The following is a 15416-nucleotide window of genomic DNA, read 5'->3' on the forward strand; positions in this document are numbered from 1 at the left end:
TGCGCTCCAATTCCCTACCGCGCTACGCGCGGTGGCTGGCTACGGCCGAAGGGGGCGCGTGCATCACTTCGGCCGACTGTGTAGAGGTGACGGAAACCCGTAACCCCTGGTCAGGATGCTGTACTGACCTTCAGTCAACCCGCGTGACCTCAGATGCAGTAACCCGCCGGCCAGCACACCGAGGTGCCGACCAACACCCGCAGCATACCCCAGAAAGGCACCCCCGCAACCCCACCAACAACCCATGTTCGGCACGAGCCTGACGGGTCACCAGCCGAAGCGGCGACCGAACCCCAAAACCACCGCACGACCACCCTCAACCCTACTGCCGCCGGGAGGCGTCCACCCGGCACGCTCGCGTGCATCACAACTGGATACTGTGTAGAGCGACCGGAACAAGCGGACCCCCAGACAGGGGAAGGGAATCGGGAGAGAATAAGCGCACCGCGTGAACTCCGCCCGCACCAGATAGAAGCCCGTATAGGCGGCCGGTGACGCCTCTATGCGCCGCTCAAGGAATCTCGCATCACGTGCGCCGACTGTGTAGCAGTGACGGTGGATAGTTACCCCGGGGCGTACTTCTAGGGCCGCGCTCGTTTTTCGCATCTTGCCTCTCTGGGCCGTGAGAGTAGCGTAGATAGAAAACTGCATTCAGGGGCCGCCCGTGCGTGAGTAGCGCGGGCGGCCCCGCGCTTTCAGCCCCGGCCGTCATGCGCCGGAATATCAGCGTGTCAGGCTGATCTATTTCTCTCTTGGGCGCGGTAGATTCGTCTCTGTGATGGATAGCGGTGCGGCGGCCGGTGCTCACGGACGTGGAGTGGTGGCCCGGCTGCGGGCGCGGTGTTGCGAGGGGGTTCTCACGGGCGTGGTGCGGCTGTTCATGAGCGCGAGGGGCGGGTTTGCGGACGGGAGGCGGCGTCTCTGGTGCGCCGGGGTGCGGTCTCGGGTCCGTGAGGCTGGCGCTCTGGGGCGTGGGGGCGGTCTCTGCCGGTTGCTAGCTAGCTCGCTCGCTCGCTTCCACGCTCGCGTGCGAGGGAGCGAGCTAGCTGTAGCATCCGGGCATGACTGACATGCCCGTGGTGGGCAGCTACTCGGAGACGGGTGGCGCGACCAAGACGACGACGGCTGTGTCCATGGCTGTGTCGTACGCGGAGGCGCACCCGGATGAGCTGGTGGTGCTAGGGGATCTGGACCCCCGTGGCGCGGCGACGAAGTGGACGGAGGCCCGGCCGGCGGAGCCTGGCTTGGACGTGTCCGCGATCCTCGGCCAGGACGACGTGAAGGGGTGGGCGGCAGAGCTCGCGGTGCCCCTCGATCCGGCGAAGGGATGGCCGGAGAATCTGCGTGTGATCCCGTCGGGGTTCAGGGCGCAGGCGACGCAGGAGAGTCTGCGCGAGGATCACGCCGAGCTGCGCCTGAAACGAAGTCTTTCGGGCCTGAGAGCTGGTCTCGTGGTCTTCGACTTTCCTAACCGACAGGGAGGTGTGATCACTCAAAACGGTTTGAGCGCGTGCACTGGAATCGTCTACGCGGGAAAGCCGGACGAGGACGGGCTGGACGGAGTGGACGGGGCAATTGAAACCGTCCAGAAGTTCCACGAATACCGCCGGGAGCTTGGAATTCCCGAGCTTCCGCGAGAACTCGGAATTGTGCTCGGTTCGGCGTACCGCGGCGCAATTATGACGACAGATGAAAAACGCGCGGTGGATGTATTCGGGGAGAATTACCCGGAGCTTCTCATTCGGCCATTCGTGCCGTGGCTGGGAATCGTAAAGTCCGCGCGGTCTGCTGGCGAGTGGTACGGGAAATACGCCAAAGGCCGGTCGGTAGGTGCCGCGTACGCGGACATCACAGAGGAGGTTCTGAGTCGATGAGCCCCACGGAGGAGGAGCGGCCGACGCCGCGCCCCCGCCCGCGCCCCGCACGGAATAGTGGGGACCCGGTACGGCCGTCCGGCCCCGGTCCGGCGGCCGGACCGCCCGAAGTGCCGGCGGTTCCCCGGGGGCGCAGGGCGCAGGCCCTGGTACAGCTCAACACCAGGGTGCTCCCCCTGCTTGACGAGCTGGTCGCCGTCGTCGGGGATCGGCGCGGGATGAGCAAGCGCGATGTGGTGGAGCATGCGCTCCGGGAGGCGTACCCGGCGGAGTACGAGGCGCTGCTAGCTCGCGAGCGAGCACGCGAGCGCGCGAGCTAGCGCGGGTGCGGAGCGGCCCGGTGGTACTGCCCCAGCGTGCTGGCACCGGGCCTGACCCGCACACTCCATACCGGCACGAGCTGCCGCCGACCCTACCGGCGCGGTTCGAGCGCGGTGCGGGCGCGTACGGACCTGCCACCGCGGAACGGCTGTACGGCGATCTGCGGGGCGTTCCCGCCTCCGCGCGACGCGAGAGACGCGGGAACGGCCCCCAGGCGCTCACAGGGGCGCGCAGCCGCCTAGAACGGCGCGCCTACCTCCGTCCCCTCGGCCGCCTTCGCTGCCTCAACTGCCGCCGCACGTTCGGCTTCCCACTCCGCATCAGCCTTCTTCTTCGCCCGGCGCGCCTTGATCTCGCACTGGCCGCACAGCGGCCCGAACGGTCCGATCTCCACCAGCGGGGTACCGCACCCGGAGCCGTCGTGCCCGGCGCACACGGCCTCCGGCTCCGGCGCGCGGTAGGCCGCTTCCTGGCAGATCCCGCAGACCCCGCTGCCGCCCGGCACCACGCGCTTGATGCCGCACCGATCGCACAGCGGCCACCCGGCGCACTCCGCGCACAGCTCCCCCCCCGCCTCCGCCTCCGGGGGACGGCCGCACTCGCGGCACTCGCCGTGCACCCGCCGCGTCTTGGCCTCCGCAACGCTGCGGTCCGCCGCAGCCGATGACGACCGCTCAGCGCCGCTGTGCACCCCGCCGTGCGGGCCGTGGTCGGCGAGGTCGGGCAGGGAGGTGCGCGCCGGGGTGGCCGGCAGGGCGCTGATCCGGGCGGAGACGACCGCGCCGGGGCTGGTGCGGATCTCCCCGTCGAACGGGGCGCTCAGCGCGGCGTACAGGTCGCTGCGCGTCCAGGGCGTGGTGGCCAGCAGGTCATCGAGGCGCGCGGCCTGGTCCGCCAGCACCCGTCCGGCAAGCGCGAGCTTGGGCACGGTCCGCCCGAGCCGGTACAGGATCTCTGCGCCCGGGGTCATCTCGACCCGCGCGCCGGGCACCGGGACCCGCCCGGCACCCTCCCCCCCGTTGCTGCCGCTGTTGTCCGGCGCGGCGTCAGCCGCCGCCGGTTCCGCTTTGCTGCCCGCAGCCGGGGGCGCAGCCTCGTCCTTCTGATCGACTTCGCCGCCGTCCGTCCGTCCGTCCGTCCGTTCCTCCGTCGCACCTTCCTGCACGGACGGACGGACGGAGGTAGTAGCGGGTTCTGGAAGGGGGGTATCGACGGGGCTATTGATATTGGGCGTCACCGGTGACGCCACCGTAGCTTCACCGGTGACGCCACCCCTAGCTTCACCGGTGAAGCTACCCCCCCCGCCGGACGTGGCATCACCGGTGACGCCACCCCCCTCCGGGGCCGTCGTCTTCCGCTTGCGCCCGCCCTTGTGCACGACACCGGCCTCCCGCTTCGCCTTACGGCGTGCTTCCAGCCGCGCTTTCGCGACGTCGGCCGCCTTCTGGTCAGGCTTCAGCGGGTCGGTCCACTCGCCGCGCCAGAACGCAGCGTCGAAAAGGTGGTAGATATTGGCGTCGTGCACCTTTTTGCCGTTTGGTCCGGGGTGCGTCTGCTCCTCCACCCGCCACAGCCCGGCACACTCGCCCTCGAAGATCACCCGGTCCAGGGTGCTGAGCGACACATCGAGCTGCGCGGCCAGCTCCGGCCGGTACGGCTTCCCCCGCCTGGTGTCGCGCGAGCCGATGTCGGCGTACGTCACAAAGATCATGTAGAGGGTGCGCAGATTCGTGCTGTACCTGGGGTCACACGCCCACTGGGAGACGAACTGCCCGAACGGCAGGCCACCCCCCCGGCGGACTTCCGGGCCGTAGCGCTTCGGGTCGTATCCAGCAGTCACTGGGATGCCTTTCTGGCCTCCGCGCGGACCTGCCGCATGTGAGGTGCGCCCACGGGTACACTCACCGGAGACCTCGCTTGGTCTCCCGCCGCCCCCATATGGAGTCGTCAGCTCCGGGGATCACGGCGGGTTTTACGTTTGGTGCAGGCGACACTACGCCGCGTGTGTGGGGCGGTTGGTCACCTGGTGGTGATCGTGGTTTGCGTGCCGCCGACCGTGGCCGCGCGGCGGGGGGTCGGCAGTAGGCGAACGGCATGGTCCGCGCCGCGCAGCAGGTCCGGTACCGGGATCCCGTAGTGGGCCGACAGGCGGTCGAGGTCCCGCAGCGACCACGATGACCCGCCCGACCCGCCCGCCTGTTTGCGCGATACCTGACCCTGACTCAGCCCGAGCCCCCGGCCGAGGTCCGCCTGCGTCTCGCCGGCCGCATACATCAGCGCCGCCACGGTGAGTCGTAAATGCCGCTCTGTACTGGACATATGGGCAACTCCCATCAGGTATGAACTGGACGCATATGCGGTCAGGTTCGCCGCTTCGGGCGGACAGGAATGCCTGCCTCCTCTAGCCACCGGTAGAGCACGCCGGGGCCCACCCGGGCCAACTCACGGATGCGGGTGCGTCCGGCGCCCAGCCGTGCCGCTTCAACGGCGCGCGGCTGGATCTCATCGGTGAGGATGCGCTCCGCCTGGGCCAGCAGTTCGGCCCTTCTGGCGCCTGCCTCCGCGACGGCGCGGAGAGCTGCTGCCTGCTGCTCTTCGGGGATCTCGGTCACGGGTCAGAGCATAGCCGAATGAACCGCCAGTGTGGTGGTTGCACTGGCAGTGTTTTTCGTGTCATGGTGGTGCTGCCCCGGAAACGGGGCGGCCCCCGGCGGGTGCTACCAACACCCATGCCGAGGGCCTGTGATCACCCGACCTGACGACACCAGGGAGGCGATCCTGTGATGGATCGTACCGGCGTGCGTATGCACGCGATCACCCGCCACTACCAGCCGCAGACGTGCAACGGCTGCGGCGGCCAGAAGGGGCACGTCGAGACGACGTTCCGTGAGGACGGCACCCGTATCGACATGTGGCGCCCGTGCGGCACGTGCCAGGGCACGGGGGTGCGGTGATGGCGCTGAAGAAGTCGATGCCCATGACCCCGGGGACCCGGCCGGACCCCAAGCACGAGACGACATACCAGGCGTCGCGCGGCGGGCACTTCCCGCAGCCGGCAAAGCCCGTTCCCGGGACCCCGAAGGGGGGCGGGAAGTGAGCGACGACGCGCTGTACGACCGGTACATGAAAGCCACAGCCGCCCACCGCGCGCACCGCAAGACCTGTCCCCAGTGCTCGCCGCACGCGCGGTGCACCAGCGGCCAGCGCCTGTACGAGACCTTCGCCCGGATCCAAGACGCCTACCTCGCCCGGCTCCGCCGGAGCTGAGCAGGCCCGACCTGGTCACAGAAGCGCACCAACCCGGCGGGTTGGCAGGCCACTGTGACGGCGCCCCGGACCGTGCGTGATGCTGCGGGATCGAATCCCGCCCGGGGTACTTCCCCCGACCGCCCTGCACCATGGAGGACCACCCGTGACCACCATGACCGACACGCTCCCCGCCGCGCGGGCACCCGAGCCTGACGCGCCCGCCGAGGAGGTGACCACCCCGGCCGCCGACACCTCCGAGGAAGCCACCGCGCCGGAGCGTACGCCGCCCGCGCTGCGCGACATGCCGGGCATGCTGTGGCCCGTCGCCATCGTCGCTCTGGTCGGCGCTACGGCCGCCGCGCTGGTCGGGTTCGCCCTGTCCTACCGCACGCTCGTGGACGCCGCGCAGGGCTGGGGGTTTGGCGTCTACGGCAGCCGCGCGTTCCCCATTGGGGTGGACGGCGCGATCGTCGGGTTCTACGCGTTCGACTTGATCCTGGTGTGGCGCCGGATGCCCAAGCCGATGTTGCGCGGCGCGGCGCACCTGATGACGGCCGTGACGATCGCCTTGAACGTGACCGCTGCCAGCAGCTCGGCGCCGGGCAGGCCGGATGTGTGGGCGGCGCTTGCTGAGCAGCCGGGACGCCTCATCAGCCACGCCGCCATGCCGATCGTGTTTGTGTTCACGGTCGAGGGCGTACGCCACCTGATCTCGCGCACCGCCCGGCTTGAGGCGGGGGTGGACGCGGGGGTTCTGACCCTGGCGGACTGGGCGCTGCACCCCGTGATCACGTGGCGCATCTTCCAGCACGCGAAGACCTGGCCGTGCACCTACGACCGTGCGCGCAGGGAGGTCCGGGAACTCGCGGTGTACCGGGTGTGGCTGAAGCACCGCCAAGCCATCGAGGCCGGGCTGAAGGAGGGGCAGGTGTCCGCCCTGGACCGCCTGCCCGATCTGCTGGCCCCATACGGCGTCAGCGTCGAGGACGCACTCGCCGTACCAGACGAGATGCGGCGTCGGGAGCGCGAGCGGCAGGCGACGCGTAAGCGCATCGACCAGGAGCTGAAGCACCAGGCCGAGTGCGAGGAACGCGAGCGCGCCCACGCTGAGAAGCTCGCCAAGCTCGCTGCCGAGAAGGAGGAGTTGCGCGCGGCCGGCGAACTCGACGTGCTGCGCGCTGAGGTCGAGGGCGAGCGCCAGGCCGCCGCGCACCTTGCTGCTGCCGCTGCCGATACCGCCGGTATCGAGGCCGCCGCCGCCCGCAGCGCCGCCGAACGGGCGGCCACTGAAGCCGAGCGCCGCGCCGCTGCCGAGGAGGAGGCCGAGGAGAGCGCCCGCACCATGGCGCTGCGCCGCAAGGCGGCCGAGGACGAGCGGGCAGCCGCCCGCGCCGCCAAGGAAGCCGCCGAAGCCGCCGACCGCGCGGCCGACATTGCGGCCCGCGCCGCCGCCAAGGAGGCCGAGGCGCAGCGCATCGCCGCTGCCGCCGAACGCGACAAGGAAGCGGCTGCCGCCGCCGAGCTGCGCGCCGCGCAGGCCCGCGAGGAGGCACGCCGCGCCGAGCTGCGGGCAGTCGCCGCCGAGGACGCGCTGAGCCTGTCCGACCGTGACCGCCGGGTGCGCCGGGTCGCATGGATGATCGCCACCCGCGCGGGCGGTGACCCGCTGCGCCTGCCGCTCGGTGAGATCGAGGTAGCACTGGGCGTCCAGAACGGCGCCGCCAGTACGTACCGCAAGGATGCCGCCGACCTGATCGGCTCCGGCTACGACTACCGCACCGACCCGCTGCACGCCGCCTATCAGGAGGTCTACAAGACCAATTGGGCGTCCGCGTAAGCGAATCGACCTGGTTCGGTGTCGGACCACCGACCTAAGCTCACGGGACGTGATCGCCCCGTGACGGGCCCGGCGGGGATGAGCCCCCCGCCGGACCCTCCTCCAAATCGCATGTGACAGCACATCGGAGGCGAGACCAGTATGACCCGCACAACGACCGATTCCGGCGGCTACACCCGCACCATCCTCCCGCCCCGCCGGCCGCGCTCGGCTGCTCCGGCTCCGGCCCCGGTGCCCTGGCCGATGTTCGGCGGTGACGAGCTGCGCGTCCGCGCGTGGCTGTGGCGGACCCTGGGCGTCGGCGCCGCCGCCACAGGGAGGCACCAGTGAGCAGCAGTCAGCACCCGGACGACTGGTGGAGCGTCCCGCCGCGCGACCGCGACCGCGAAGACGCCGACGCGATGGCCGCCGCCGCAGAGGAGCTGCGGGCCGCAGCCGAGGCGCTGCGCGACGCCAACGCCCCCGCCGCCCCGGAGAAGGAATCTAACTGGGACTGGTCCTGGCTGAAGGACTTCTTCCGTCACAACGAGAACGGCAAGGCGCTCAAGCGCGCCGCGTACACCACCGGCCCCGCAATGGCGTTCGTGCTGTGGGCTTACAGCCAAGACACGGGAAACAACGGCGGTGCAGCCGCGTTCTTCTTCGCGCTCATCGTCGGCGCCGGACACCTCTACTTTCGGCGCCCCTTCACACGGCTGCTCTTCTGCGGGGCGGTATTGGCACCGCTCTACTACTTCCCCGCATTCGTCTCCATTCTGTTCGGCGCAACTCAAATCCTCGTGGGAGGGGCAAAGTGAAGACCGTAACGCTCGGAATGTTCACCGTCGGGTTCCTGATTCTCCTTGCGCGGGTGAGTTGGTGGTATTTCAAGTCGAAGTCGCGCGATTGGAAGGGGCTTATGCCGTTCGCGCTCAGTGCCCTTTCCTTCGCGGCGGCCGGGGCGTGCGTGGGTGGCCTTATCGGCACGGTCATGACGTGGTCCCGGGAAAAGGTCGGGGCGGCCGGTGACTGGGCACTGGAGCAGGGAACGGGCGCACAGCAGGTGAGCGTTTCACGCAGCGCGGAGTTCGGCACGCTGACGCCGTTCGGAGCCGTCGTCATGCTCGGCCTGATCGTCGTATTCGTCGTGCTGTTCAAGACCGCGAAGCGCAAGCCTAAGAAGGAACTGAGCTGGGGCGCGCCGTGCGGCCTGACACTCGGCCCCTTCCTCGGAGCGATCACGATCGTTCCGCTGATCAACGGTCTCGGCGATCTGCTCATCTATCAGCCGTTCTTCGCCTGAACCACCCCGGCCGGGTCCCCGGACGGAACGCCCGTCCGGGGACCCGCGTGCGAGACCACCCGTGCAACCGGCTGGAGCCCCCAATGTCCCGTGACGAGACCGAACCCCAGACACCTGACACCGAACCCGCCGCGATTCCCGACGCGGACGGGGAGACGAGCGAGAACAGCGAGACGACGCGTCCGGCGGCCGGGGCGCGGCTGGTCGCCGGCGCCCGGCACATGGCAGCGAAGCTGCGGCACACGCTCGCCACCGGCCACCAGGCCGACGACGAGATCCGCCGCATCCTCGTGCAGCGCCAACTGGTCGCGTACGAAGCCGTACGGGAGACCGCGCGGGAGGAGCTGGAGGAGCTGCGCCGCCAGATCATCAAGCTGGAGATGCGGGGCGCTGAAGACGGCTACACCGCCGAACAGAAGGCAGAGGTCAAGGCGCTGCGCGACGAGCGCACCCGGCGGGAGCGGGCGCTACGCGACCTGGTGAAGCAGCCGTTCGAGCCGGTACAGCCGACGCCCGATCAGATTCAGCGCGCCCGCCGCGTCGGCAGTACCAAGCTGGTCGTGGGACTGCTGGTGGCGCTCGGCGCGCTCGGCGCCTTGCTTGTCCGCGCCCCGGCTCTGTTGCTGCTGGTCGTTCCCGGTGTCCTGGTGGCTCTGTGGCGGGCGGGAGGGCAGCCGCCCGTCCTGACTACCCGCCCGGTCCCTGAGCGGCTGCTGGCGCGTCCAGAGCTGGCCCCCCGGGCGTTCACTGACGCGGTCGTCCTCGGGGCGGATCTGGACGGCGTGCCTATCGACACGGATATCCGTGGTGTCGAAAGCCCGGACCGTGCAACCGAGTGCATCCACGGTGCGCTGGTCAAGGAAGGCGTGGACGTGCGGGAGGTCCACTCCGCTACCCGCACGCCGTGGGGGTGGCAGACGACCGCTGTACTCAGCGCCGGTACCGCAGCCGATGTGGTGAAGGCCATCCCGCGCCTGGTCACAGATCTGCGGGTGGGCGAGGGGCGCGTCATGGCGGCCGGGAGCACCGAAGACGGGGCCGTGGTCACCATGCGCATCCTGACCAAGGACCCGTTCGCCGCACCGCCTGCTTACCCGCTGCGCACGCCCAAGTCGTGCTCGATCCTGGACTCGTTCAGCCCGTGCATCAGCCTGGACGGGGAGCCCACGCCGCTGACCCTGGCTGGCAAGCACGTGCTGATCGTGGCGGACACAGGGGGCGGCAAATCAACGATGACCCGCGCTCTCGCGGAGTACGTCACCGCGTGCAAAGACGCTGTGGCGGTGGACATTGACCCGTCCGGACGTGGTCTGGGGCCGCTGCGGCGGGCCGCCGTCCGCATTGCTCTGACGCCTGAACAAGCCGAAAAGGAACTTGAGCGGCTGTTGAGTGAGGCCAAGCGCCGCATTGCCTCACTCGACGAGACGCAAGACAACTGGGAAGTTACTCCCGAAGCGCCCGCCATTCTGGCCTTCTTGGATGAGTACCCGCAGCTCACGAAGAAGGGTAAAAAGCATGCGCTGGATCTGCTGAGGATCGGCCGGAAAGCCCGTATCACGCTGGTCATCTGTACTCAGGATGCGACCGCCGACATTATGGGTGACGCCGTGGCGGACGCATTCCAGATCCGAATCCTGATGCCGTGTCGTGCCGCTGACGTACCCGTGGTGGTTGGGCGCTCCACCGCTGCCTCTGAGGGGTGGCTGCCCCACCTCCTGGTGGCCGGTGACGATGACGACCCGGCCGATTCCGGGCGCTGCTACATCGTCGCTGCCCGCCTCCGTGAGCCGATCCTCCGGTACGTCATCCCGCTGGACGCCCCCACGGCGCTGGAGCGTGCCAAGGAACGCGTGGCAGCCGGCCTGCCCGCCATCGATGCCGTGACCCTCGGAGAGGCGGCGCGGGAGCCGGTTGCGCCGTTCGCGGGGCGGTTGCTGCGGGCGTTCGACGACGCGGAGAAGGATGTCCTGACCGTGGCTCAGGTGGTCGAGGCCCTGGCCGCCGACGAGCCCGAGCGGTGGCGTCAGTGGGACGCGCGCAAGGACAGGCTTGCCATGGCCGGACGGGAGATCCAAAAGGAGCTCAAGGCGGCCGGAGTGGACGTTGCCACGGTGAGACTCACCGACGTGAAGGGGCGCCCCAGCGCTTACCGGCTGGAGGATCTCAAGGCCGCACTTGACCAGTCCGAGTGAGCCAGCCGACCTGTCACCGGCCTGTCAGCGGCCTGGCCCCGACCTGTCACCAGACAGGCCGGGGCCGTCCGGTGACAGCCCGGCGACAGGCCGCCGGACAGGTTGTGACCTGCAAATACAGGTCAGACAGGCGCGATTGGCCTACCCCCCGCTCTGGCGCCTGAGAGCATCAGAGCAGCCCCATCAAGGAGGAAATGGATGCCCGAGCCCAAGCCGTCGAGCGAGACATGCGACCTGGTGCAAGGCCCGGCGGGTGACCTGTGCCGGGGAGACGGGGGCGGGCGGTCGGTTAAGGCGCCCGAGACGCCCGAGGCACTGGACCCCCTGACCGCCTTCGCTCACTCGTGCGCCGACGGCGCGGCGTGGGTGATGGAGCAGCTCGGGAAGAGCATCACCGGTGCGGGGGCCGTCGACTTCACCACCGGGGGCTTCCTGGCCCAGTACGCCATCGTGTTCGCCGCCTCTACCGTCCTGACCCTCGTCCTGTGGCTCATCGCCGTCGCCAAACGCGCCATGCGTGGCGTGCCGCTGACCACGGCGGCCGGGGAGGCGATCGGGTTCCTCTGGCTCACCGTGGCCGCCTCCGCCTTCACACCGCTCATCCTGCATGTGGTGGTCGGCGCGGTCGATGGCGTCACGACCGCCGTGGCCGGCACCGGAGACGCGTCCTCTGCGCACCTCTTTACCTCCATGGCAGCCACACTCCGCGCCGGTGGTGAAAACCTCGGAGGTGGTCCGATCATTCTGCTGATCACCTCCTTCGTGACGATCGTCCTGGGCGGACTGCTGTGGGTCGAACTGGTGCTACGTGCAGCCGCTCTTTACCTCGGTGCGATTCTCGGAACCGTGGTGTACGCGGGGCTGGTTGACCGAGACCTCTGGGGCAAGGTGCGGCGCTGGGCAGGCGTGATGATCGCCATCATCCTCATTAAGCCAGTCATCGTCTGCTGCCTCGGCGTTGCGAGCGTATTCACCAGCGAAGAGGGGCCAAACACCGCGCCCGTGGTCGTCGCGGGGCTTGTGGTAATCATCCTGGCGCTATTCGCCAGTGTGCAGGTATTCCGATTCGTTCCCGGATACGGCGACGACATCGCTTCAGGGCTTGCCGCGCGAGCCGCGATGACCGGTGGGCGGCTGGCAAAAAGCGGTGTACGGGCGGGTGTTACGGCGGCTGGCATCGTTACACAGGGAATCCAAACTCATGGATCACGACCCCCGCGCCAATCCGGGCCCAGTCAAGGAAAGTCGAACGGAAGCGTCAACGGAGTTTCCCAAGGGATTCAGAAACACGGATCTCGGGGAGGGAGCAGCAAGCCTAAGAAGTAAATCCACAATTTGAACCGCGGTCCCCTTTCCTGATTTTCGGCGAGGGGGCCGCGGTTGCATTTCATGGCCTTTTTGTAATACGCCTGTGGCGCAAATGGTTCGGCCGTGTCAGTGGCTTTGGCTATCCTCAGTGGCTCGGCGATCACAGGAGGCGGGGGCAAGTGCGCGACGAAGAGCAGGCGTTGGCGGTCACTGTGGGGCTGCTACTGCTTATAGGCGGTGTCCTGATGGCGCGTGAGCTGCTGGGCGTCTGGGTGGCCTTTGGGCTCGGCTCAGGTGCGGTGGTTGGGGGATACTGCCTTCCTTGGGTGATCCGATGGGTGACCATTCGCCGCGCTGTGCGACAGCTACGCCGCTATCGCTAGCGGACGAGACCACACAGAAATGCGGCCCCCCTCACGAATCAGTGAGGGGGGCCGCATTCCTCACGGCTACACAGTCAGCCGGAGTGATGCAGTACTTCTGAGATCAGATCACTCCGAGTTCCGTGAGCACCGCTGCGCGGTCGGCGGGCAGCCTCGCGCGGCGGCTGCGCTGGTTGGCCAGCCATACGCCCAGCTTCACCTCGTGCTCCTGGTCCTCGTGCACGACCCGTTCGACGTGCGCCCGGGAGACGCCCGTCAGGGTGCCCTCACGGGCAAGGTAGGCGCGGGCCGCCGCTACGCCCCGCTCCCATGCTGCCGCCCGGCCGCTGGCCTTCGGCGCGGCCGTGGGCTCGGGCGCCGTGACCCCGAGCGCGGCCAGCCGCTCACGCTGCTCCTCCGACAGCTCCGCCCACGTCTCGCGCTGCCGTACGAGCCACCGGCCGACGTCCGCGCCGTGCACGGTCACCCCCGGCGTGATCTCATCGACCGCCGCGCCGCCGTCCACCACCAGCGCCCGCACGCCCGCGTAGTGGCGCTGCCAGTCGATCGGCCAGTCCGGGCACCAGTCCGGGTCGATCTCAGCGAGCTGTGCCGCCTTCTCAGGGCTCAGCGCCCCCGGTCGGCGGCAGTTGGACAGCCACTGCCCAATAGGCCGTCCCGTGGCCCCTGACGGCCCCTCCAGCGCCCGCGCAGCCTCCCCGCCCGGCTCGGCCACCACCGCGCCGCGCGGCGCGGCCAGAGTCCCGTAGCGGCCCATGTACAGCCGCGCCGCAGCCAGGTTGTCCTGCCACTCGGCCTCCGCCGGGTCCCACACCATCCCGAGCCGTTCCAGCCGCGCCACGCGCCGCCCATCGAGCTGACCCGACGCGTACGCGGCACGCTGCCGGCGAATCCACCGCCCCAGCGGGTAGCCCTGCCATTCCGCGCCCAGCGGCACCCGCAGGTGCCCCTCACGGGACGACCACAGCCGCGCCGCCCAGTACCCCCGCGTCCAGTCCTGCCGCTCGGTGTCGATCACCCGCAGCGAGACCAGCTCAGCGACAGCGGCCGGATCACGCGGCGAGGAAAACCGCAGCAGCATCCGGGATTCCTCCTCACCCTCCTCGGGCTCCGGACCAATCCACTCACCCTCCTCACGCGGCGAGTTCTCCTGTGGAATGGCGAGCATTTCAACCGCGCGCTCATCGTGCGCCCGCAAACCCTCCAGCACCTTGACCAGTGGCCGGTACGACGCAGAGGTGACCATGTCGGACGGAGTCTCATCCGGCCCCAGGAAAACGGGCACGATCAATGACGCGAGCTTTCCCGCGTTCGGCTTCTGACGCAGCGCCCGCCCGATCGCCTGAACGATATCGACCGACGAACCCTTGGGGTCCAAAAGCGCCACCGCATCGACCGCCGGGCAGTCCACTCCCTCACCCATAACCCGGCAGTTGGAAAGCACCGCACGGTGCGCCGTGCCGCCGAATTGCCCCAGCACCGTTGCCCGGTGGTCGGATTCGTGCTCACCGCGCAGCCAGCCCGCCCACACCGACTCCGGGTATTTCTCCGGGTCGGACGCGTGCAACTCGGCAGCCTTCTTTTTCAGGCCCTTACAAAACGCTTCGGCCTCTACCGTGCGGTGGTGGAACGTAATGATTTTCTGCAAGCCGTGCTCGGCAGCCGTCCGCAGCAACGCCGCTTGCAGCGCCCCCAGCCGCTGGCCGCGAACCTCCTCCTCTCGCGCCTCCGGCCCGGACAGCCGCTCAGGCGTCACCACCGGGTCCCGCACCTCGACGACGAGGATCTGATACCGGGCCAGCAACCCCAGGCTGATGGCGTCCGCCAAGCCCAGCTCGTACACGATCGGCCCGAACACCTCCGGGTCATCCATCGAACACGCCAGCTCCGCCGGCAGCGGGTCCCGCGCCCCCTCCCGCACCTCATAGTGAGGCGGACGCTCCCGCCAAATCCGAGGCGTAGCCGTGAAATACAGGCGCCGCGCCGCCGGAATCTCCGACTGACGATGAATCGCCGCCCACGCCTTACCTAGACTCCCCGACGTCCGGTGCGCCTCATCGACCACCACCAGGTCGAAAGGCTGCATCATGCCGCCGTATTCCTCGCTGAATGCCTTTGTGAGAACCGGCAGTGACGCGTACGTGGCGTACATCGTCACCGGGCCTTTCCCATACCGCTCGGCGAGCACCACCGGATTTGTGGTCGTCCGCACCCCCGCCGCATACAGCCCGGCGTCATCGTCCAGAGAACACACCGCCAATGACTTACCGTCATGTCCCTCCGCGCGCCATTCCCTTGCCGTCTGCGTCAGAAGGTCGAGAGTCGGCAGCATGACGAGAATCCGGCCGCCCTTTGCGATGCGCAGTGCGGAGTGCGCAGCAATAAGGGTCTTTCCGGTGCCACACGCCGCCACCACAGAAGCGCGCAACCCGTTGGCGGGGATTCCTTTCGGCGGTGTGTCGAGGGCGCTTACGGCCGCCTCTACGGCCTCTACCTGGTGCGGGCGGAGTTCACGCGGTGCGCTCATTGTTCCCCATTCCCGACCCCCTGCCCGGGGGGTCCTCTTGTTCCGGTCGCTCTACACAGTGCCGAGTTGTGATGCACCGGAGCGTGCCGGGTGGTCGTCTCCAGACGGTAGCAGGGTTGGGGGTGGTCGTGTGGTGGTTTTGGGATTCGGTCATGGGTTCGGCTGGTGACTCGTCAGAGTCGCGCTGTGGTTGGCCTGTTGGTGGGTGTTAGGGGTCGTCTTCCTGGGGTATTCTGTGGGCGTGCTCGGCGGTGCGAGCGTGCTAGCTCGCACGCTCGCTAGTCGGGTGGCTGACCGTGCGTCACGTCTACCTGGGGGTTGTGGTGTTCTATCACCTCTACACAGTCGGCCGAAGTGATGCACGCGCCCCCTTTGGCCGTAGCCAGCCACCGCGCGTAGCGCGGTAGGGAATTGGAGCGCAGCGGAAATTCCCGCTCCTTTCG

Annotated in this window: 14 protein-coding genes; 10 read left to right on the plus strand and 4 right to left on the minus strand. The window is 68.9% G+C overall.

The genetic code is table 11. The features are described 5' to 3' along the window. Nucleotides 1-1061: 1061 nt before the first annotated feature. A complete protein-coding gene (locus tag BKD26_RS38685) occupies nucleotides 1062-1874 on the plus strand; it encodes an AAA family ATPase (RefSeq protein WP_241519053.1) in 813 nt (270 codons plus the stop codon). 167 nt (nucleotides 1875-2041) lie between these two features. Further along, a complete protein-coding gene (locus BKD26_RS40800) occupies nucleotides 2042-2194 on the plus strand; it encodes a hypothetical protein (protein WP_179166882.1) in 153 nt (50 codons plus the stop codon). Nucleotides 2195-2433: 239 nt separating this feature from the next. Here BKD26_RS40800 and BKD26_RS38695 read toward each other — a convergent pair whose 3' ends face one another. The 3 genes from BKD26_RS38695 to BKD26_RS38705 form a co-directional block, all read right to left on the minus strand. Further along, nucleotides 2434-4035, minus strand: a complete 1602-nt coding sequence (locus BKD26_RS38695) for a hypothetical protein (protein WP_143662797.1) — start codon at nucleotides 4033-4035, stop codon at nucleotides 2434-2436. Between the two features lie 179 nt (nucleotides 4036-4214). Then, on the minus strand, nucleotides 4215-4514 hold the full coding sequence (locus BKD26_RS38700; protein WP_084907948.1) for an acyltransferase: 300 nt from the start codon (nucleotides 4512-4514) through the stop codon (nucleotides 4215-4217). Nucleotides 4515-4555: 41 nt separating this feature from the next. Further along, entirely contained in the window at nucleotides 4556-4807 is a 252-nt protein-coding gene (locus tag BKD26_RS38705; protein WP_084907950.1) for a hypothetical protein, read from the minus strand. 171 nt (nucleotides 4808-4978) lie between these two features. Here BKD26_RS38705 and BKD26_RS40805 point away from each other — a divergent pair, with 171 nt between their 5' ends. From BKD26_RS40805 to BKD26_RS38730, 8 genes are all read left to right on the plus strand, one after another. Next, nucleotides 4979-5149: a hypothetical protein gene (locus BKD26_RS40805; protein WP_179166883.1), complete on the plus strand. Its 171-nt coding sequence runs from the start codon at nucleotides 4979-4981 to the stop codon at nucleotides 5147-5149. 139 nt (nucleotides 5150-5288) lie between these two features. Continuing rightward, entirely contained in the window at nucleotides 5289-5462 is a 174-nt protein-coding gene (locus BKD26_RS40810; RefSeq protein ID WP_179166881.1) for a hypothetical protein, read from the plus strand. Nucleotides 5463-5616: 154 nt separating this feature from the next. Continuing rightward, a complete protein-coding gene (locus tag BKD26_RS38710) occupies nucleotides 5617-7281 on the plus strand; it encodes a DUF2637 domain-containing protein (protein ID WP_241519054.1) in 1665 nt (554 codons plus the stop codon). 141 nt (nucleotides 7282-7422) lie between these two features. After that, on the plus strand, nucleotides 7423-7611 hold the full coding sequence (locus BKD26_RS40030) for a hypothetical protein (protein ID WP_143662798.1): 189 nt from the start codon (nucleotides 7423-7425) through the stop codon (nucleotides 7609-7611). After that, a complete protein-coding gene (locus tag BKD26_RS38715) occupies nucleotides 7608-8078 on the plus strand; it encodes a hypothetical protein (protein ID WP_084907954.1) in 471 nt (156 codons plus the stop codon). Before BKD26_RS40030 ends, BKD26_RS38715 begins: the two co-directional genes overlap by 4 nt. Further along, the gene (locus BKD26_RS38720; RefSeq protein ID WP_143662799.1) at nucleotides 8075-8563 is read left to right on the plus strand and encodes a hypothetical protein; all 489 of its coding nucleotides are present in this window, start codon (nucleotides 8075-8077) and stop codon (nucleotides 8561-8563) included. The genes BKD26_RS38715 and BKD26_RS38720 overlap by 4 nt, the downstream gene beginning before the upstream one ends. 83 nt (nucleotides 8564-8646) lie before the next feature. After that, the gene (locus tag BKD26_RS38725; RefSeq protein WP_084907958.1) at nucleotides 8647-10755 is read left to right on the plus strand and encodes a hypothetical protein; all 2109 of its coding nucleotides are present in this window, start codon (nucleotides 8647-8649) and stop codon (nucleotides 10753-10755) included. A 198-nt stretch (nucleotides 10756-10953) separates the two neighbouring features. Further along, on the plus strand, nucleotides 10954-12081 hold the full coding sequence (locus BKD26_RS38730) for a hypothetical protein (RefSeq protein ID WP_084907960.1): 1128 nt from the start codon (nucleotides 10954-10956) through the stop codon (nucleotides 12079-12081). A gap of 468 nt (nucleotides 12082-12549) precedes the next feature. Here BKD26_RS38730 and BKD26_RS38740 read toward each other — a convergent pair whose 3' ends face one another. Next, nucleotides 12550-14973: a DEAD/DEAH box helicase gene (locus tag BKD26_RS38740; protein WP_084907963.1), complete on the minus strand. Its 2424-nt coding sequence runs from the start codon at nucleotides 14971-14973 to the stop codon at nucleotides 12550-12552. Nucleotides 14974-15416: the final 443 nt, after the last annotated feature.

This window comes from Streptomyces sp. CB03238, assembly GCF_002099185.1.
Lineage (GTDB): Bacteria > Actinomycetota > Actinomycetes > Streptomycetales > Streptomycetaceae > Streptomyces.

Bases quoted from the DNA above. Each gene is read 5' to 3' on its own strand.
- BKD26_RS38710 (WP_241519054.1), top strand. From the start codon at position 5,617: ATGACCGACACGCTCCCCGCCGCGCGGGCACCCGAGCCTGACGCGCCC.
- BKD26_RS40030 (WP_143662798.1), top strand. From the start codon at position 7,423: ATGACCCGCACAACGACCGATTCCGGCGGCTACACCCGCACCATCCTC.
- BKD26_RS40805 (WP_179166883.1), top strand. From the start codon at position 4,979: ATGGATCGTACCGGCGTGCGTATGCACGCGATCACCCGCCACTACCAG.
- BKD26_RS38730 (WP_084907960.1), top strand. From the start codon at position 10,954: ATGCCCGAGCCCAAGCCGTCGAGCGAGACATGCGACCTGGTGCAAGGC.
- BKD26_RS38700 (WP_084907948.1), bottom strand. From the start codon at position 4,514: ATGTCCAGTACAGAGCGGCATTTACGACTCACCGTGGCGGCGCTGATG.
- BKD26_RS38685 (WP_241519053.1), top strand. From the start codon at position 1,062: ATGACTGACATGCCCGTGGTGGGCAGCTACTCGGAGACGGGTGGCGCG.
- BKD26_RS38725 (WP_084907958.1), top strand. From the start codon at position 8,647: ATGTCCCGTGACGAGACCGAACCCCAGACACCTGACACCGAACCCGCC.
- BKD26_RS38740 (WP_084907963.1), bottom strand. From the start codon at position 14,973: ATGAGCGCACCGCGTGAACTCCGCCCGCACCAGGTAGAGGCCGTAGAG.